Annotated in this window: 17 protein-coding genes; 11 read left to right on the top strand and 6 right to left on the bottom strand. The window is 72.5% G+C overall.

Annotation, left to right across the window (positions count from 1 at the left end; translation table 11 throughout):
• Position 1: 1 nt before the first annotated feature.
• The gene (locus AB0H75_RS13900; protein WP_367795628.1) at positions 2-1,435 is read left to right on the top strand and encodes a trehalose-6-phosphate synthase; all 1,434 of its coding nucleotides are present in this window, start codon (positions 2-4) and stop codon (positions 1,433-1,435) included.
• Here AB0H75_RS13900 and AB0H75_RS13895 read toward each other — a convergent pair.
• Positions 1,368-1,652: a DUF4235 domain-containing protein gene (locus tag AB0H75_RS13895; RefSeq protein WP_367795625.1), complete on the bottom strand. Its 285-nt coding sequence runs from the start codon at positions 1,650-1,652 to the stop codon at positions 1,368-1,370. The two genes, AB0H75_RS13900 and AB0H75_RS13895, sit on opposite strands and share 68 nt — an antisense overlap.
• 108 nt (positions 1,653-1,760) lie before the next feature.
• On the opposite strand from AB0H75_RS13895, the gene valS reads away from it, so the two are divergent.
• Positions 1,761-4,241, top strand: coding sequence for a valine--tRNA ligase (valS, locus tag AB0H75_RS13890; protein WP_367795622.1), 2,481 nt, complete (start codon positions 1,761-1,763; stop codon positions 4,239-4,241).
• A 45-nt stretch (positions 4,242-4,286) separates the two neighbouring features.
• Here the strand turns inward: valS and AB0H75_RS13885 are convergent, their stop codons facing one another.
• Positions 4,287-6,428 (bottom strand): DUF6351 family protein, encoded by a 2,142-nt coding sequence (locus AB0H75_RS13885; protein ID WP_367795619.1) that lies wholly within the window; start codon positions 6,426-6,428, stop codon positions 4,287-4,289.
• Between the two features lie 107 nt (positions 6,429-6,535).
• Here AB0H75_RS13885 and AB0H75_RS13880 point away from each other — a divergent pair, with 107 nt between their 5' ends.
• The 6 genes from AB0H75_RS13880 to AB0H75_RS13855 all read left to right on the top strand — a co-directional run bounded on the left by AB0H75_RS13880 (position 6,536) and on the right by AB0H75_RS13855 (position 10,509).
• Positions 6,536-7,708: an AI-2E family transporter gene (locus AB0H75_RS13880; RefSeq protein ID WP_367795616.1), complete on the top strand. Its 1,173-nt coding sequence runs from the start codon at positions 6,536-6,538 to the stop codon at positions 7,706-7,708.
• Between the two features lie 11 nt (positions 7,709-7,719).
• Positions 7,720-8,274 (top strand): PaaI family thioesterase, encoded by a 555-nt coding sequence (locus AB0H75_RS13875; protein ID WP_367795613.1) that lies wholly within the window; start codon positions 7,720-7,722, stop codon positions 8,272-8,274.
• Positions 8,271-8,711 (top strand): dUTP diphosphatase, encoded by a 441-nt coding sequence (dut, locus tag AB0H75_RS13870; protein WP_367795610.1) that lies wholly within the window; start codon positions 8,271-8,273, stop codon positions 8,709-8,711. The genes AB0H75_RS13875 and dut overlap by 4 nt, the downstream gene beginning before the upstream one ends.
• Before the next feature lie 65 nt (positions 8,712-8,776).
• On the top strand, positions 8,777-9,418 hold the full coding sequence (locus AB0H75_RS13865; RefSeq protein ID WP_367795607.1) for a DUF3710 domain-containing protein: 642 nt from the start codon (positions 8,777-8,779) through the stop codon (positions 9,416-9,418).
• Positions 9,419-9,446: 28 nt separating this feature from the next.
• Positions 9,447-9,833 (top strand): OB-fold nucleic acid binding domain-containing protein, encoded by a 387-nt coding sequence (locus tag AB0H75_RS13860; protein ID WP_367795604.1) that lies wholly within the window; start codon positions 9,447-9,449, stop codon positions 9,831-9,833.
• Between the two features lie 4 nt (positions 9,834-9,837).
• Entirely contained in the window at positions 9,838-10,509 is a 672-nt protein-coding gene (locus AB0H75_RS13855) for a DUF3159 domain-containing protein (RefSeq protein WP_367795601.1), read from the top strand.
• A 12-nt stretch (positions 10,510-10,521) separates the two neighbouring features.
• On the opposite strand, the gene AB0H75_RS13850 is transcribed toward AB0H75_RS13855, so the two are convergent.
• Positions 10,522-11,784, bottom strand: coding sequence for a class I SAM-dependent RNA methyltransferase (locus AB0H75_RS13850; RefSeq protein WP_367795598.1), 1,263 nt, complete (start codon positions 11,782-11,784; stop codon positions 10,522-10,524).
• Positions 11,785-11,840: 56 nt separating this feature from the next.
• Here AB0H75_RS13850 and AB0H75_RS13845 point away from each other — a divergent pair, with 56 nt between their 5' ends.
• A complete protein-coding gene (locus tag AB0H75_RS13845) occupies positions 11,841-13,478 on the top strand; it encodes an alpha/beta hydrolase (protein WP_367795595.1) in 1,638 nt (545 codons plus the stop codon).
• Here the strand turns inward: AB0H75_RS13845 and AB0H75_RS13840 are convergent.
• Complete coding sequence (locus tag AB0H75_RS13840) at positions 13,465-15,507, bottom strand: APC family permease (protein WP_367795592.1); 2,043 nt, start codon at positions 15,505-15,507, stop codon at positions 13,465-13,467. The two genes, AB0H75_RS13845 and AB0H75_RS13840, sit on opposite strands and share 14 nt — an antisense overlap.
• A gap of 102 nt (positions 15,508-15,609) precedes the next feature.
• Between AB0H75_RS13840 and AB0H75_RS13835 the strand changes: the two genes are divergently transcribed.
• Together AB0H75_RS13835 and AB0H75_RS13830 are read left to right on the top strand one after the other, a co-directional pair.
• Positions 15,610-16,275 (top strand): TrkA family potassium uptake protein, encoded by a 666-nt coding sequence (locus tag AB0H75_RS13835; protein WP_367795589.1) that lies wholly within the window; start codon positions 15,610-15,612, stop codon positions 16,273-16,275.
• Entirely contained in the window at positions 16,275-16,934 is a 660-nt protein-coding gene (locus tag AB0H75_RS13830) for a TrkA family potassium uptake protein (RefSeq protein WP_367795586.1), read from the top strand. Before AB0H75_RS13835 ends, AB0H75_RS13830 begins: the two co-directional genes overlap by 1 nt.
• A gap of 188 nt (positions 16,935-17,122) precedes the next feature.
• Here AB0H75_RS13830 and AB0H75_RS13825 read toward each other — a convergent pair whose 3' ends face one another.
• Both AB0H75_RS13825 and AB0H75_RS13820 read right to left on the bottom strand, forming a co-directional pair.
• Positions 17,123-17,701, bottom strand: coding sequence for a hypothetical protein (locus AB0H75_RS13825; RefSeq protein ID WP_367795584.1), 579 nt, complete (start codon positions 17,699-17,701; stop codon positions 17,123-17,125).
• 155 nt (positions 17,702-17,856) lie between these two features.
• Positions 17,857-18,456, bottom strand: a complete 600-nt coding sequence (locus AB0H75_RS13820) for a response regulator transcription factor (RefSeq protein WP_367795582.1) — start codon at positions 18,454-18,456, stop codon at positions 17,857-17,859.
• Between the last annotated feature and the right edge of the window lie 4 nt (positions 18,457-18,460).

The following is an 18,460-nucleotide window of genomic DNA, read 5'->3' as shown; positions in this document are numbered from 1 at the left end:
CGTGACTGGCCGGAGTTCGTTTCTGATCGTCGCCAACCGGTTGCCGGTGGACAGGACGATCGAGCCCGACGGAACGGCCTCGTGGCGCAGGAGCCCCGGCGGGCTCGTCACCGCGATCGCGCCGGTGATGCAGCGCCGCCACGGAGCCTGGGCCGGCTGGCACGGGGCGCCGGACGAGAAGCTGGAGCCGTTCGAGCAGGACGGCATGAACCTGATCCCCGTGCCCCTGTCGGCCGAGGAGGTGGAGCTCTACTACGAGGGCTTCTCCAACGCCACCCTGTGGCCGCTCTACCACGACGCCGTCGCCCCGCCGGTCTACCACCGCGAGATGTGGGAGACCTACCGGGCGGTCAACGAGCGCTTCGCCGCCGCCGCCGCGGACAGCGCCGAGGAGGGGGCGGTCGTCTGGGTGCAGGACTACCAGCTCCAGCTCGTGCCCTCGATGCTGCGCAAGCTCCGGCCGGACCTGCGGATCGGGTTCTTCCTGCACATCCCGTTCCCGCCGACCGAGCTGTTCTGGCGGCTGCCGTGGCGCAAGGAGCTGGTGGAGGGGCTGCTCGGGGCCGACCTGGTGGGCTTCCAGCTCCCGGGCGGGGCCTCCAACTTCCGGCGGCTGTGCCGCAGGCTGCTCGGGCTGCCGTACAAGGGGAACGAGATCTTCCTCGACGACCGGGTGGTGCACACCCAGGCGTTCCCGATCTCGGTGGACTTCGGGCAGCTCGACTCGCTGGTACGCGAGCCGCACATCGTGGCCCGCGCCAAGGAGATCCGGGCCGAGCTGGGCGACCCCGAGCACGTGCTGCTGGGCGTGGACCGGCTCGACTACACCAAGGGCATCGGCCAGCGCCTGGAGAGCTTCGGCGAGCTGCTGAAGGACGGCCTGCTGCGGCCGGGCGAGGCGGTGTTCGTGCAGATCGCCACGCCGAGCAGGGAGCGCGTGGACGAGTACCGCCGCCTGCGCGACGACATCGAGCTGCAGGTCGGCCGGATCAACGGCGAGCACGCCACGCTCGGCTACCAGCCGATCTGGTACTTCCACCAGTCGTACAAGCAGGAGGAGCTGGCCGCGCTCTACCTGGCCGCCGACGTCATGGTGGTCACCCCGCTGCGCGACGGCATGAACCTGGTGGCCAAGGAGTACGTCTCCTGTCACCACGACCTCAGCGGCGCGCTGGTGCTCAGCGAGTTCGCCGGGGCCGCCGACGAGCTGCGCCAGGCCTACCTGGTCAACCCGTACGACGTGGAGGACGTCAAGCGCCAGATGCTGGCGGCGATGCGGGCCACGCCGCACGAGCTGGCCCGGCGGATGCGCACCATGCGCCGCCGGGTTGCCACCTACGACGTGGACCGCTGGGCCAGCGAGTTCCTCAGTGCCCTGGAGTCACCTGCCGCAGAGCCCGCCACGCGTCATAGCGCTTCTTGGCGGTCCGGTTGATGACGATCTGAGCCACGGACATGCCGACGCCCATGAGCACGGCGTACCCGATGGCCTCCGCCAGGCTGACCTCGGGCGAGTCGGTGTCGACGGGCGGCTCCTTGCCGGTCGCCTTCACCCAGACGAAGGTGAGCAGCTTGCGGGCCGCCCACCCCGTCGCCAGCCCCACCAGGCCGCCGATGATCCGCCAGGTCACGTCCGGCTTGTCATCCGCCATGCCGATCTCCTTCCCCATATGTAACGAACACTAGTCTGTACCGCTTGGCGAGCCCCCGAAGCCGTACCATAAGGAGGCATGACTCAACAGCGACTACGCCATGCATCCATGCCGGAGAAACCCACTCTCGACGGCCTGGAGCAGGTATGGGTAGCCCGCTGGGAGGCCGAGGGCACCTACCGCTTCGACCGGTCCAGGCCGCGCGAGCAGGTCTACGCGATCGACACGCCGCCGCCGACCGTGTCGGGCTCGCTGCACATCGGCCACGTCTTCTCCTTCACGCACACCGACATCATGGCGCGCTACCAGCGGATGATCGGCAAGTCGGTGTTCTACCCCATCGGCTGGGACGACAACGGCCTGGCCACGGAGCGGCGGGTCCAGAACTACTACGGCGTGCGCTGCGACCCGTCGCTGCCCTACGACCCCGACTTCGTTCCACCTGACAAGCCCGGCAAACGTGAGATCTCGATCTCACGGCGCAACTTCGTGGAGCTGTGCCACCGGCTGACCGCCATCGACGAGCAGGCGTTCGAGGAGGTGTGGCGGCGGGTCGGCCTGTCGGTCGACTGGTCGCTGCTCTACACCACGATCGGCGACGCGGCGCGGGCGGTCTCGCAGCGCGCGTTCCTGCGCAACCTGCTGCGCGGCGAGGCCTACCTGGCCGAGGCGCCGACGTTGTGGGACGTCGGCTTCCGCACCGCGGTCGCGCAGGCCGAGCTGGAGGACCGCGAGTGGCCCGGCGCCTTCCACCGCCTGTCGTTCCACGGCGACAAGGGCCCGGTCCTGATCGAGACGACCAGGCCCGAGCTGCTCCCGGCGTGCGTGGCGCTGGTCGCGCACCCCTCCGACGAGCGTTACCGGGAGCTGTTCGGCACCACGGTGCGCACGCCGCTGTTCGGGGTCGAGGTGCCGGTGCTGGCCCACCACCTGGCCGAGCCGGACAAGGGCTCGGGCATCGCGATGGTCTGCACGTTCGGCGACCTCACCGACGTGATCTGGTGGCGGGAGCTGCGCCTGCCCACCCGCTCGGTCATCGGCTGGGACGGGCGGCTGCTGCCCGAGCCGCCCGAGGGCGTGGACCCCGAGCCTTACAAGGAGCTGGCCGGCAAGACCGTGCACAGCGCCCGCGAGCGCGTCGTGGAGCTGCTGCGCGAGTCCGGCGACCTCGACGGCGAGCCGCGCCCGGTCACCCGTACGGTGAAGTTCTACGAGAAGGGCGACAAGCCCCTGGAGATCGTCTCCACCCGCCAGTGGTACATCCGCAACGGCGGCAGGGACGAGGAGCTGCGCCGGCGCCTCCTGGAGCGGGGCGGCGAGCTGGCCTGGCACCCGCCGCACATGCGGGTGCGCTACGACAACTGGGTCGAGGGGCTGACCGGCGACTGGCTGGTCTCCCGCCAGCGCTTCTTCGGCGTGCCGTTCCCCGTGTGGTATCCGATCGACGGGTCCGGGCAGCCGGTCCACGACGCGCCGATCCTGCCCGAGGAGGACATGCTGCCGGTCGACCCGTCCACGGACGTGCCGCCCGGCTACACCGAGGAGCAGCGTGGCGTGCCCGGCGGTTTCATGGCCGACCCCGACGTCATGGACACCTGGGCGACCTCGTCGCTGACGCCGCAGATCGCCGGCCGCTGGGGCAGCGACGACGACCTGTTCGAGCGGGTCTACCCGGCCGACCTGCGGCCCCAGGCGCACGAGATCATCCGCACCTGGCTGTTCTCGACGGTGGTGCGCTCGCACCTGGAGTTCGACCGGCTGCCGTGGAGCGACGTCGCGATCTCGGGCTGGATCCTCGACCCCGACCGCAAGAAGATGTCCAAGTCCAAGGGCAACGTGGTCACCCCGCTGGAGCTGCTGGAGCAGCACGGCTCCGACGCGGTGCGCTACTGGGCGGCCAACGGCCGCTACGGCGTGGACTTCGCCTTCGAGCCGGGGCAGCTCAAGATCGGCCGGCGGCTCGCCATCAAGATCCTCAACGCCTCGAAGTTCGTGCTCGGCCTGGCCGGCGCCGACGGCGAGGTGAGCGAGCCGCTCGACCGGTCGATGCTGGCGGCGCTGGCCGGGGTGGTCCGCGAGGCCACCGGGGCGTTCGACGCCTACGACCACACGCGCGCGCTGGAGAGCACCGAGCGCTTCTTCTGGGCGTTCTGCGACGACTACCTGGAGCTGGTCAAGGCCCGCGCGTACGAGGAGTCCGGGCCCGGGGCGGCCTCGGCGCACGCGGCGCTGCGCCAGGCCCTGGACGTGCTGCTGCGGCTGTTCGCGCCGTTCCTGCCGTTCGTGACCGAGGAGGTCTGGTCCTGGTGGCGGGAGGGCTCGGTGCACCGGGCGCCGTGGCCCGAGCCCGCGCCCGGCGACGGCAACCCGGCGGTGCTGGCCGTGGCCTCCGAGGTGCTCGGGCGGGTGCGCAAGGCCAAGTCCGAGGCCAAGCTGTCGATGCGGGCCGAGGTGGCCCGGCTGACCGTCACCGGGCCCGAGGTGGAGCTGGTGCGCCAGGCGCAGGACGACCTGTGCGCGGCCGGGAACGTCGAGGAGTTCGTGCTCGACCACGGTGACGAGCTCACCGTGGAGGTCCACCTGGGCTGACGCCGCGAAGAGAGGCGGGGGCGTTCCCCGCCCCTCTTTCCGCGGTCAGTAGGCGCACACCCCGGTGGGGAAGATCCGCTCCAGGCGCGCCCGCTCCTCCGGGGTGGGCCGCCAGGAGCCGTACAGGCCCCTGGCCAGGGCCCGCGCGACCGGTTGCAGGCGGCAGGCGTAGACGCCGCCCTCCAGCGGGCCGCCCGCGACCGTGCGGGAGGTCCCGTACAGCGGGAAGTGCCGGGTGCACGCGCCGGGCGGGCGGCGGTCCAGGACGCCGTCCCAGACGTGCGGCCCCGCGGCGAGCTGCGTGCCGTCGGTGGCGAAGCAGCGGTCCACGGCCAGCGGCGGCCGGTTGCCCGCCACGCCCCGGCCGGGGTGCGCGCGCAGGTTGGCCATCCACTGGTCGATCACCGCCAGCGCCTCCGGCGTCTGGTCGTGCTTCGGGCCGTCCGGGCGGGCGTCGGTGAACCAGATGACCTGGTTGCCGGCCCGGCCGTCGTGGTCCAGCATGCGCCGGCGGGCCGCGAACGACTGGTGGGAGTTGTGCATGTCGAGCCGGTCCTCCAGGTAGTGGCGCCAGTCGATCACGGGGATGTCGATGGCGCCGCGGAAGACCAGGCCGCTGCGCTCGACGTTCCTGATCGCGACCGGGTCGCCGGTGCGGCGGGGGGCCGGGTCGCCCAGGTTCATGTTGCGGGCGCTCCACGGGTCGGGGTCGGCCGGGCAGGCGGCGCGCACGAACGGGCAGCCCTCCTGCACCATGTCGGCGGCCTCCTTCCACGAGCCGGCCTTCGCGTTGAGGTCCAGGAACTCCGCCGGGGTGATGACGCCGTCCACCAGCGCCTTCAGCCCGTACTGGACGCCGGTGTTGCCCCAGGTGGAGCGGGCGTGGCCGCGCTCGTCCACGCCGTAGACGTTGCGCAGGTCGTCCCAGTGCGTCCAGTTCACGGTGTCCTTGACGCCGGGCGGGTCCATGAGCGCCCACTCCGGGTCCTCGTTGGGGGTCCACTTCGGGTTCATGGTCAGCGGGGCCAGGCCGCGCCAGCCGTTGACGCACTCGTCGGAGCCCGGCCGGCCGGTGTAGGGGTTGGCGACGGTGTCGCCGGCGTTCATGCCGATGAGCGCCGTGCGCTCGTCCCAGTGGGCCCAGCGCGGATCGTGGTCCATGTAGCGTTCGAGCAGCTCGCAGTCGCCCACGTGAATGGTCTGGGTGACCATGTCCGGATAGGAGTACTGCGGGATCGCGGCGTCGATCACCCGGTTCCCGAAGTTCTGGCCGTAGATGTACTGCTGGATCGCGCCGCCGGAGGCGCCGACGCCCACCGTGTAGAGCGGGCGGCCGTGGGTCTCGATGAAGCGCTCCTTGACCATGAGGGCCGTCTCGCCGCCCAGGACCAGGTTGTAGTGGACCGAGGTGCGGGTGCCCGAGGAGTACAGGACGGCGTAGCCCTTGCCGAGCCCGTACGGGTCCAGCGCGCCGCCGCCGAGCGTGCCCTGGTCGTGGCCGATGCCCACGCCGCCGTCGAAGCGGTAGATCGCCCGGCCGTTCCAGCCGTCCTCCAGCAGGGCGATCGAGTAGAGGAAGCGGTTGATGACGCCGCGCTCGCGGCGGACCACGAAGTCCACCGTCCGGCCGTCCAGCAGCGTGGTCGTGGCCAGGTCGGCGGGGCGCCCGGCCGGCATCGGCTTGAACGTGCCGTCCGTCGAGCGGTAGAGCCGGTCGGTCACCGCGGGCGCGAAGCAGTCCCTGCTCCAGCCGCCCGCCGTGCGCATGCCCTGGCCGTCCTGGTTGTCGGCGACCGGCGGGCCCAGGCCGCCGCGCTCGGTCTTGCACAGGAACGGGTACTGGTGCGGCCCCGAGAAGATCGGGCCCTCGATCGGGAAGTCGCGCACGGTCAGCGTGGCGCGCAGCGGGCCGGCCTCGGCCGTGATCGTGTTGGGGCCGGCCCGCAGGCCGGTCACCAGGCCGGTCAGGCCGTCCCCGGTGGCCGTGAACGCGGCGGTCACGTCCTCGCCGTTGCGCTCGACGACCGGCCGGACGCCCCTCGGGTGGCGGACCCTGACCAGGGCATCACCCCCGCTCACCTGGTCGGCGCGGCTGGAGAGCACCTCCAGCGCCAGCGCGCCGCCGGTGGCGGCCTGCGCCGGGGCGCCGGTGAGGGAGGCGAGCAGAGCCAGTGTGAGAGTCGCCACGGCCTTCATGACGATGACGGTGGCACGCCGCCCGTCCGTTGCCCAGGCCCGATCTCCGGCCGGTTATCCGCGCGCGCCCGCGGCCCGGACGTGACAGTCTTGAACACGTGCTGCCCGACCGTCCCACCAAGCTCGTGCCGCCCGTGCTGGCCAAGATGGCCGCCTGGTGCGTGTGCCTGATCCTCGTCGGCGTGGTCGTCTACATCTTCGCGATGATCATCGCCCGGCTCACGTTCGTGGCGCTGCCGGTGGCGATCGCGTTGCTGCTGACCGCGCTGCTGTTCCCGCTCACCCACCGGTTGCGCCAGGCCGGCATGCGGCCCATCTACGCCACCTGGGTCACCATGCTGATCGCGCTGGCCGTGCTCGTCGGCACCGGCTGGCTGGTCGGGGCGCGGGCCAGCGAGGAGTTCCCCAACCTGGTCGAGCAGGTGCAGACCACCGCGAGAGACGTCCAGGAGTGGCTGATCACCGGCCCGCTGCACCTGCAGCAGGCGCAGATCACCGCCTACGTCGACGAGATCGCCCAGGTGGTCAACGCCCAGCGGCAGGCGATCACCACCACCGTCCTGAGCGCGGGCGCGGTGGCCTTCGAGGTGCTGGCCTCCATCGTGCTGCTGCTGTTCGTGACGTTCTTCCTGCTCAAGGACGGCGACCGCATCTGGGCGTGGATCCTCAGGGGCTTCGGCGACGTCGCGCCGCGCGTGGACCGTGCCGGGCGGGCGGCGTGGACCACGCTGTCCCACTACGTGCAGGGCACGGTCGCGGTGGCCGCCGTGCACGGCGTGATCATGGGCATCGTGCTGGCCGGCATGGGCGTGCCGCTGTGGGCGCCGCTGGCGGTGCTGATCTTCTTCGCCAGCTTCATCCCGATCGTCGGCATCTTCTTCGCCGGCACGGTGGCCACGCTGGTCACGCTCGGGGCCAAGGGGCTCGTGCTGGCGCTGGTCTTCCTCGGCGTCCTCATCGTCGAGCAGCAGCTGGAGAACCACGTCCTGCAGCCGCTGATCGTCGGCCGGGCACTCAACTTCCACCCGCTGGCGATCATCCTGGTGCTGGCCGTCGGCGGCATCCTGGCGGGCATCGCGGGGGCCGCGGTCGCGGTGCCGGTGGCGGCCGTCATCTACCGGGCGCTGCCGGAGCTGCGCCACCAGCAGCCGGCCCTGCCGCCCCCGCCGCCGCGCCCCATACCGGACGAGGGGAACGTACCGGACGGCGATCCCGGCGACGGCCCGCGCGCCGCGCCCGCCGAGGACGAGCGGAGCGTGAACAGGGAGTAACCTCGTCACCCGTGACGCGTTCCTCCCTCACCACCCCGCCGCCCGGCGCCGTCGCGCCCGCGGCCCAGCCCGGAGCGCCGCCGGCCGGCGCCGTGCTCGGCTCCCACTACGGCCACTGCTTCGGCTGCGGCACCGAGCACCCCACCGGGCTGCACCTCAAGGCCATGACACCCGACGGCACGACCGTCGAGGCCGAGTTCACGGTGGGGGAGGCGCACCAGGGCGCGCCCAAGCTCGCGCACGGCGGCGTGCTGGCGGCCGCCATGGACGAGGTCCTCGGGATGTCGGTCTACCTGTTCCGCAAGCCGTACGTCACGGGGCGGCTGGAGACCGACTACCTCCTCCCCGTCCCCGTCGGCACGACACTCCACCTGCGTGCCTGGTGCAACGGCATCGCGGGCAGGAAGGCGTACCTTGAGGCTGAGGGGCGCATCGGCGCCCCCGACGGGCCGGTCGCCGTCCGCGCGGCGGCGCTGTTCATCGAGGTGGGCATGGAGCACTTCGCCAAGCACGGCGATCTGGCCGCCATCGCCGCCGAGCACCAGGACTACGAGGTGAACCCTTGAGCGACGTGGAGGTTCTCATCCACCGGCTCGACGCCGGGCTGCCGCTGCCGTCCTACGCCCATCCGGGCGACGCGGGCGCCGACCTCTACGCGGCCGAGGACGTCGAGCTGGCACCGGGCGAGCGGGCCGTGGTCGGCACGGGCGTGGCGATCGCGCTGCCCGGCGGCTACGCCGCCTTCGTGCACCCGCGCTCCGGGCTGGCGGCCCGGCACGGGGTCACGCTGGTCAACGCGCCCGGCACCGTCGACGCCGGCTACCGCGGCGAGATCAAGGTCACGCTCATCAACACCGACGCCAAGGAGCCCTTCCGGCTCCAGCGGGGCGACCGGGTGGCGCAGCTGGTGATCCAGCGGGTCGAGCGCGCGGCGTTCTACGAGGTCGAGCGCCTGCCGGGCTCGGTGCGCGGCGCGGGCGGATTCGGCTCGACGGGCCGCTGACGGCCCTCCACCGGGCCCAGCGGCCTCCATCAGCTCCATCAGGACGATCAGGGAGAGTGAGGAAAGTGTTCCGACGTCGTCGTCGTGAGCAGCCGGAAGCGGTGGCCGAGCAGCGGCCGGCCGCCCCCACGCGCGAGTCCGGCCCGTGGGACGCCGACGAGCCCCATCCGGACACCGAGCGCGTCGACCTCGGCGGCCTGCGGCTGCCGCACAACCCCGACTTCGACGTGCGCCTGGCCTCGGTCGGCGACCAGCACGTCGGCGTCGTCGCGATCCACGGCGACAACACGCTGCAGTTGCAGGCGCTGGCCGCGCCGCGCAGCTCGGGCCTGTGGGACGAGGTCAAGACCAAGATCCGGGCGCAGGCGAAAGGGCTGGAGGAGCGGGAGGGCCCGTTCGGCACCGAGCTGGCGGGCCTGCTCAAGACCGACGGCGGCGACCGGCCGGCCCGCTACCTCGGCATCGACGGCCCGCGCTGGTTCCTGCTGGCGGTGATCTCCGGCCCCGGCGCCGACGACGAGGCCGTCTCCGGGGCGTTCGTCGACTTCGTCAAGGACGTCGTGGTGGTGCGCGGTGACGAGCCGATGGCCCGCGAGGAGCCCATCCCGCTGCGCCGTCCCAACGAGCAGTCCGGCGGCGACGTGGGGGATGAAAGACCCGGTTTCAACCCGTTCCGGCGAGGGCCCGAGATCAGCGAGATTCGCTGAGAGCTGACATCACGTAGGCTGAGTCATCATGAGTACGGCAGAGCCCGCTAAACGCGGGGGATTGCGTGGGTTCTTCGCTCGGCTGGCATCTCCTCAGTCCGAGATCGAGGCCCAGGAGCTGCGGGAGGACGCCGACGAGGTCGGCGCGACCCCGATCGTGTCGTGCGGCGGGCGGCGGCGCTTCTGCGTGGCCGGTACGCTGCGTACGGTGACGCTGCGCCCGCGAGGCGGAGCGCCCGCCCTGGAGGCCGAGCTCTACGACGGGTCGGACGTGATCGACCTGGTCTGGCTCGGCCGCCGCAGGATCGCCGGCATCGAGCCCGGCCGCACGGTGAAGGCCGAGGGGCTGGTCAGCGTGCAGGACGGCCGCAAGGTGATGTTCAATCCGCGTTACGAGCTCCGGCCAGGGAGTTGATCAGGTGAGTGCTGAGGCGGAAGAGGTCGCCCACGACACCGTGGAGGCGGCGGTGCGAGCGCAGCTCGCCAAGGCGTTCGGCGGGGTGCGCGGCATCATCGAGGCCGCCGTCCCGACGATCGCCTTCACGGTGTGCTGGATCGTCACCGAGGAGCTGAAGACGTCGCTCGTCGTCAGCGTCTCGCTGTCGGTGGTGCTGCTGCTGGGGCGGCTGCTGCAGCGATCCACGCCGCAGTTCGTCATCAACAGCCTGATCGGCATCGCGATCGGCGCGTTCTTCGCCAGCCGCTCCGGCGACGCGAAGGACTACTTCCTGCCCGGCATCCTGTGGAACGCCGGCTACATGGTGGGGATGCTCGTCTCCATCGTGGCCCGCTGGCCGGTGGTCGGCTTCCTGATCGGCTCGGTCACCGGCGACCCGACCGCCTGGCACAAGGACCCCGGCATCGTCCGGCTCTGCACCCGCCTGACCTGGCTGCTCATGCTGCCGTGCGCGGTGCGGGTGGCGGTGCAGGGGCCGGTCTACCTGTTCGGCGGCGGCGACGAGGCGGTGGCCGCGCTCGGCGTCGCCAAGATCGTCATGGGGTGGCCGCTGCAGGTGGCGGCGCTGGCCGCCATGCTCTGGACCCTCGGCCGCGGCCGCACCCCCGTCAAGCCCCCGATCGCCCCCGCCTGACCCGCCCCCCGATCACGGGGTGCGGGCCAGCAGGGCCACGCACTCCACGTGGTGGGTCATCGGGAAGGCGTCGAAGGCCCGCAGGTCGGCCAGGGCGTAGCCGCGCTCGGCCAGCCACTTCAGGTCGCGGGCCAGGGTGGCCGGGTCGCAGGAGACGTACACGATCCTGGACGCCTCCAGGCCCGTGACGCGCTCCACCACCTCGCGCCCCAGACCCGACCGCGGCGGGTCCACCACGACCAGGTCGGCGCGCTCGATCCGGAAGCGGTCGAGCGCCTCCTCCACCCGCCCCCGCTCGATGCGGGCCTGCGGCAGGTCGCGGAGGTTGGCGCGGGCGTCGCGCACGGCGGCGGCCTCGGACTCCAGGCCGAAGACGGCGCCCTCGGGCCCCACCGCCTCGGCCAGGCCCGCCGCGAACAGGCCGACCCCGCAGTAGAGGTCGAGCGCCCACTCGCCGGGCTCCGGCGCGGCGTAGGCGAGCACCGCGTCCAGCAGCGTCTCGGCCGCGCCCGGGTGCACCTGCCAGAAGCCGCTGCCCGCCACCCGGAAGCCGCGCTCGCCCACCTGCTCGTGCAGCACCCCCGAGCCGCGCCGCGGCACCGTGCGGCCCTTGCCCTGGTCGAGCAGGATCGAGGCGGGCGCGTCGAGGTCGGGCACGCTCACGCTGCGCCGCGGCCGGGGCGTGACGACCACCGCCCGGTCGCCGCCCGAGGAGGCGATCACCTCGACCCCGGCGGCCCCCGGCCAGCTCCGCGCCTCCGCGCCGACCGCCTCCACCTCGGGGTGGGCGATCAGGCAGGCGTCGACGGGCTCGATCTCGTGCGAGCGGTGCTTGCGCAGGCCCAGCTCGCCGCTCGGCAGGGCGGCGAACTGCACGCGGGTGCGCCAGCCGAGGCCGTCCTTCGCGCCCGGCACCTCCTCGACCACCACCTCGCGCTCGATGCCCGCCAGCCGGTGCAGCTGCTCGGCCACCACCTGCGCCTTGAGCCGCCGCTGCGCCTCCAGCGTGGCGTGCTGCCAGTCGCAGCCGCCGCAGCGGCCCGGCCCCGCGTACGGGCAGGGCTGGACCACCCGGTCGGGCGAGGGCTCCAGGATCTCCACGGCGTCGGCCCGCAGGAACCTGGAGGTCTCCTCGGTGATGTCGGCGATCACCCGCTCGCCGGGCAGCGCGTGCCGCACGAACACCACGCGCCCTTCGTGCCGGGCCACACACCAGCCGCCGTGCGCGACCGGACCCACCGTCAGCTCCAGAGATGCCTGTTCCACATCCGACACCCTATGCCCTGACCTGGCTGACTACCGTCGGACTTGATCCACTACTGTTGGTCGTCGTGGACACGGCGCGGGTGGTACGGCGATGGCCCGGCTTCGGGGGAGCGCTGCTGGGCACGCTGTTCGCCTGCGCCTCGCTGACGCCGTCGCTGCTGCCGCGCACCTGGATGTACCAGGGGGTGATGGGCGCCGTCACCGGCCTGCTCGGCTACGCCGTCGGCGCCTCGATCGGCGCGCTCTGCCGCGCGCTGGTCTCCTACCGGCCGCCGGAGCGGTGGCGCCGCACGGCCTGGCAGGTCATGATCGGCGCCTGCTCGGCGCTGTCGCTGGTGGCGCTCTGGTACAGCTACGACTGGCAGCGCGACCTGCGCTCGCTCATGGGCATGGACACCCGCATCACCTGGTTCCCGCCGCTCATCCTGGCCGTGACGGCGGTGCTGTTCACGCTGGGGCTGGTACTGTCGCGGCTGGTCCGGCTGGGCGGCCGCAAGCTGATCGGCTGGCTCGACCGGTTCGTGCCCTTCTACGTGGGCCACGCGCTCGGCGTGCTGCTGATCTCCTTCCTCGTCGCGGTGTTCGCCAACGACGTGCTGTTCTCGGCGTTCGTCGCCCGGGTGAGCGACGTGTCCGCCGTGACCAACCGGGGCACCGCCGCCGGGATCCGGCCGCCCGCGTCGAGCCTGGTGTCCGGCGGCCCCGGCTCGCTGGTGGCGTGGGGCTCGCTCGGCAGGGAGGGCCGCACCTTCGTCGGCACCGCCGTCCCGCCCGACCGGCTGGCCGCCTTCTCCGGCCGCCCCGCCACGCGGCCCATCAGGGTGTACGTCGGCCTCGACGCCGCCCCCACCCCGCAGGCGCAGGCGGCGCTGGCCGTGCGCGAGCTGGAACGTACCGGCGCCTTCGAGCGTCCCGTGCTCGCCGTGCTCGGCACCACCGGCACCGGCTGGGTGGACCCGCACATCCCCGACGCGCTGGAGTACATGTACAACGGCGGCTCGGCGATGGTCGCCGTCCAGTACTCTTACCTGCCGAGCTGGGTGTCGTTCCTGGTGGACCGTACCAAGGCGGCCGCGGCCGGGCGGGCGCTGTTCGAGGCGGTGCGCGCCCGGTGGGCCCGGCTGCCCGCCGGCGACCGGCCCAAGCTGCTGCTGTCGGGGGAGAGCCTCGGCTCCTACGAGCTGGAGAACGCCTTCCACGACCTCGGCGACCTGGTGGCCCGCACGGACGGCGCGGTCTTCGTCGGCCCGCCCAACGCCAACCCCATCTGGCAGCACGTCACGGCCGGACGGGAGCCGGACAGCCCGCTGTGGCGGCCGGTGTACGAGGCGGGCCGCACCGTCCGCTTCGCGCAGACCCCCGGTGACCTGACCCGGCCTCCCGGCCCGTGGGCCCCGCCGCGCGTGGTCTACCTGCAGAACGCCTCCGACCCGGTCGTCTGGTGGACGCCCCGGCTGATCCTGCGCCGGCCCGCCTGGCTGAAGGGCGAGCGCGGCCCCGGCGTCAACCCGCAGATGAACTGGTTCCCGCTGGTGACGTTCTGGCAGGTGCTGGTGGACATGACCGCGGCGCTGTCCGTGCCGCCCGGCCACGGGCACCGCTACAACGCCGGCATCGTGGACGCCTGGGCCGCCGTGGCCGCTCCGCGCGGCTGGGGCACGGCCGACAGCGTGCGGCTGAGGTCGCTGCTCAGCTCGTCCTGATCTCGTCGTTCTTGACCGGCTGGTGCCCGGGGCGGCGCACCGCGCCCGGCGCGTACGGCTCGGGCCGGCCCTTGAGCCGGTCGGAGGAGTGGAGCTGCCACGGCACGCTGGTCACCATGACGCCCGGCTTGAACAGCAGCCGCGCCTTCAGCCGCAGCGCGCTCTGGTTGTGCAGCAGGTGCTCCCACCAGTGGCCGACGACGTACTCGGGGATGAACACCGTCACCACGTCGCGCGGCGAGCGCCGGCGCAGGGTCTTGACGTAGTCGAGGATCGGCTGGGTGATCTCCCGGTAGGGCGAGTCCAGCATCTTCAGCGGCACCGGGATGCCGCGCCGCTCCCACTCCTCCTGGAGCTGGCGGGCCTCCTCGCCCTCGACGCCGACGGTGACGGCCTCCAGCATGGACGGCCGGGTGGCGCGCGCGTACGCGAGGGCCCGCATCGTCGGCTTGTGGATCTTGGAGACCAGCACGATCGCGTGGTTGCGGGCGGGCAGCATGGCCGGCTCGTAGTCCTCGGTGATCTCCAGCTCGGCCGCCACGTTGTCGTAGTGGCGCCGGATGGCCTTCATCATGAGGAACAGGATCGGCATCGCGATCACCACGATCCACGCCCCGACCATGAACTTCGTCAGCAGCACGACGATCAGCACGAGCCCCGTCATGACGCCGCCGAAGAAGTTGATCACCCGCGAGCGGTGCATCTGGTGGCGGACCTTGGGGTCGGTCTCGGTACGCAGGTGGCGGGTCCAGTGGATGACCATGCCGATCTGGCTGAGCGTGAAGGAGACGAAGACGCCGACGATGTAGAGGTTGAGCAGGCGGCTGACGTCGGCGTCGAACCCCCACAGCAGCAGGCACGCGCCCGCGGCCAGGATGATGATGCCGTTGGAGAAGGCCAGGCGGTCGCCGCGGGTGTGGAGCTGGCGCGGCAGGTAGCGGTCCTGGGCGAGGATCGAGCCGAGCACCGGGAAACCGTTGAAGGCGGTGTTGGCCGCCAGGAACAGGATGAGCGCGGTCACCGCCGAGATCGCCACGAACGGCAGCGACCCGCCGCCGAACACCGCGTCGGCCACCTGCGAGATGATCGGCTGCTGGTAGTAGCCGGGGCCGACCGGCGTGCCGTCCGGCCGCAGCAGGTCCTCGGGCACCACGGACGGCTCGGCCACCTTCACGCCCGAGGCCAGCCCGAGCGCGATGATGCCGCCGAACATCACGATGGCCACGACGCCCATCATGAGCAGCGTGGTGGCCGCGTTCCTGCTCTTGGGCTTGCGGAAGGCGGGCACGCCGTTGCTGATGGCCTCGACGCCGGTCAGGGCCGCGCAGCCGGAGGAGAAGGCCCGCAGGATGAGGAAGGCCGCCGCGAAGGCCGTCAGGTTGGTCTGCTCGGCCCGCACGGTGAAGTCCGCGCTCGGGGCGTGCAGCTCGTCGCCCAGCACCAGCAGCCGGAACCCGCCCCAGACGATCAGCCCCACCACGGCGATCATGAACGCGTACGTGGGGACGGCGAAGGCGGCGCCGGACTCGCGGATGCCGCGCAGGTTGATCACGGTGAGCAGCACGACGATGACGATGGCCACGGCCGGCTTGTGCTGGCCCACGAACGGGATGGTGGCGCCCACGTAGTCGACGCCGTTGGCGACGGAGACGGCGACGGTCAGCACGTAGTCGACCAGCAGCGCGCTGGCCACCGTGAGGCCGGCGTTCTTGCCGAGGTTGGTGGTGGCCACCTCGTAGTCGCCGCCGCCGCTGGGATAGGCGTGCACGTTCTGCCGGTAGGAGGCGACCACCGTGAGCATCACCACGACGACGGCGACCGCGATCCAGGGGCTGTAGGAGTAGAAGGAGACACCGGCCAGCGACAGGATGACCAGGATCTCCTGGGGGGCATAGGCCACGGAGGAGAGCGCGTCGCTGGCGAAGACGGGGAGTGCGATCCGTTTGGGGAGGAGTTGCTCGTGGAGCTGCCCGCTGCGCAGGGCGCGCCCCACGAGCAAGCGTTTGACAAGATCCGTTACCTTCGCCACGTCACCAGATGCTAGCCCTAGAGCCGGGGCCTAAACGAGGCGCTCCCCCCTGGCGCCATACTGGTGTTCAACAACCGGCCGGCCGCGACGATGCGGGGGGACATGCATATTGTGATCATGGGGTGTGGCCGCGTGGGATCGACCCTCGCGCACATCCTCGAGGACAGCGGCCATTCCGTCGCCATCATCGATCGCGACCCGCAGGCGTTCCGCCGGCTGCGTGCCGGGTTCCGCGGTCGCCGGGTGACCGGGATGGGCTTCGATCGCGACGTGCTCACCGAGGCCGGCGTCGAGTCGGCGGCCGCCTTCGTCGCCGTCTCCAGCGGCGACAACTCCAACATCATCTCCGCGCGGGTGGCGCGCGAGACGTTCGGCGTCGACAACGTCGTGGCCCGCATCTACGACCCCCGCCGGGCCGAGGTCTACCAGCGGCTGGGCATCCCGACGGTGGCCACCGTCCGCTGGACCGCCGACCAGATCCTGCGCCGCATCCTGCCCGAGGGCGCCGAGCCGCTCTGGCGCGACCCCACGGGCACCGTCGTGCTCGCCGAGGTGATCATCAACCCCTCCTGGATCGGCACCCGCGTCGTCGACCTGGAGGAGCGCGCGGGCACCCGGGCCGCGTTCATCAACCGCATGGGCGAGGCCCTGACCATCACCACCGACACGGTGGTGCAGGAGGGCGACGTGCTGCACGTCATCGCCGCCGAGAACGACATGGACCGGATCAACAAGGTGCTCGCCGGAGCGCCGGAAGAGGACCACTGATGCGCGTCGCCATCGCCGGAGCGGGCGCGGTCGGCCGCTCCATCGCCGCGGAGCTGCTGGAGAACGGGCACGAGGTCCTGCTCATCGACGTCAACCCCAGGGCCATCAAGATCGACAGCGTGCCGCGGGCCGAGTGGCTGCTCGCCGACGCCTGCGAGATCGCCTCCCTCGACGAGGCCGGCCTCAACAACTGCCAGGTCGTGGTCGCCTCCTCCGGCGACGACAAGGTCAACCTCGTGGTGTCGCTGCTGGCCAAGACCGAGTACGGCGTGCCGCGCGTGGTGGCCCGCATCAACCACCCCAACAACGAGTGGCTGTTCAACGAGTCGTGGGGCGTGGACGTCGCCGTCTCCACGCCGCGCCTGCTCAGCGCGCTGGTGGAGGAGGCGGTGAGCGTCGGCGACCTGGTGCGCCTGATGACGTTCCGCCAGGGCCAGGCCAACCTCGTCGAGCTGACGCTGGCCGAGGACGCGCCGGTCGTCGGCCAGCGGACCGGGGCGGTGCCGTGGCCGCCGGACACCGCGCTGGTGGCCATCCTGCGTGAGGGGCGGGTGCTGACCCCGTCGGCCGACGACCCCCTGGAGGCGGGGGACGAGCTGCTGTTCGTGGCCAGCCAGGAGGTCGAGCAGGAGCTCGCCCGCCTGCTGTCCCAGCACTAGCTCCGCCGGCGGCGCCGGGGCGCGACCCCGGACGGCCGGTGCGGCACGCGGGCCACACCGGCCCGGTCTCGCCCGGGCCGGCTCGGTCTTACCTGCGCCGGCCCGGTCTCGCCCGCGCCGGCCCGGTCTCGCCCGCGCCGGCCCGGTCTCGCCTGCGCCGGCCCTGTCTTACCCGCGCCGGCCCGGTCTCACGACTCGCAGGTGGTCTCGAACTCGGCGTCGCAGCGGTCGGTGCCGTCCCCGCCGGTGGCCGTGTCGGTTCCCGCGTCGCCCAGCAGCAGGTCGTCGCCGCCGAGGCCGGACAGCCGGTCGTCGCCGTCGCCGCCGGAGACGGCGTCCGCGGCGAGGCCGCCGAGGAAGGCGTCCGCGCCCGGCCCCAGCACGACCCTGGAGCGCAGGGCCGTCCGGTTGCGCACCAGGTCGTCACCCTCCGCCGTGAGGACGGAGACCGTCGTGACGCCCGCGGCGGCGCAGTCCACCTGGTCGGCGGTCACCGCGACGCACAGCGCGCCCGCGACGACCGTGTCGGCCGCGTTCCTGACCAGCAGCGAGCCGTCGGTGTCCACGGACACGGCGATGTCGTCGGCCGCCGCGCCCGCGCGTACCTCCAGCACCGACCCCGCCACGCGCACGCCGGTCGCGGCCTGCGCCGGCCCGGTGACGGCCAGCAGGCAGCCGGCCAGCGCCGCGCCCGCCGTCAGCGCGCGCACCCCGTTGCGCCGCAGGACGCGGGCCCTGGCGCGCGGCGCGTTCCCCCGTGTACTCATCGAAATCCCCTCCAGCGATTGGATGGCAGGCCCCCGCGGTCGCGAGGGCCGAGGACGAGTACAGCGCCGGGAGCGCCGCCGCCCTGTGCCGGAAGGGACAGCGGCCGTGTGCCTTTTTGCCTACCGCCGTCCTGGCTGCCGCTGCCCGGCCCGGGTCACAGCCAGCCCATGCGCTGGGCGGTGCGGATGGCCTCCAGGCGGTTCTGGGCGTTGAGCTTGGTCATCGCGCTCGACAGGTAATTGCGCACGGTGCCCTCGGTCAGGTGCAGCTCGCCCGCGATGCGCGCGATCGTGGCGCCGTCGCCGGCCAGCCGCAGCGCGTCGCGCTCGCGGTCGGTCAGCGGGCTGTCGCCGGCCGCCATCGCCGCCGCGGCCAGCTCGGCGTCGAGGTAGCGGCCGCCGCCCTGGACCTTGCGGATCGCCATGGCCAGCTCCTCGGCGGAGGCGTCCTTGCCCAGGAAGCCGCTGACGCCCGCGGCCATCGCCCGGCGCAGGTAGCCGGGGCGGCCCAGGCTCGTCAGGATGACGATCTTGCACTGGGAGCTGATCCGCTCGGCCGCGCTCAGGCCGTCCATGCCGGGCATCTCGATGTCGAGCACGGCCACGTCCGGCCGGTGCTCGGCCACCGCGGCGAGCACCTCGTCGCCCCGGCCGACCTGGGCGACCACCTCGATGCCCTCCTCCAGGTCCAGCAGGGCCGCGATGGCGCCGCGGATGAGGTGCTCGTCGTCGGCGAGCAGGACGCGGATGGTCATGATC

Origin of the sequence: Nonomuraea sp. NPDC050783 (genome assembly GCF_040802095.1) — a bacterium.
Classification (GTDB): Bacteria; Actinomycetota; Actinomycetes; order Streptosporangiales; family Streptosporangiaceae; genus Nonomuraea.
This window is presented reverse-complemented; position numbering and strand designations above follow the sequence as displayed.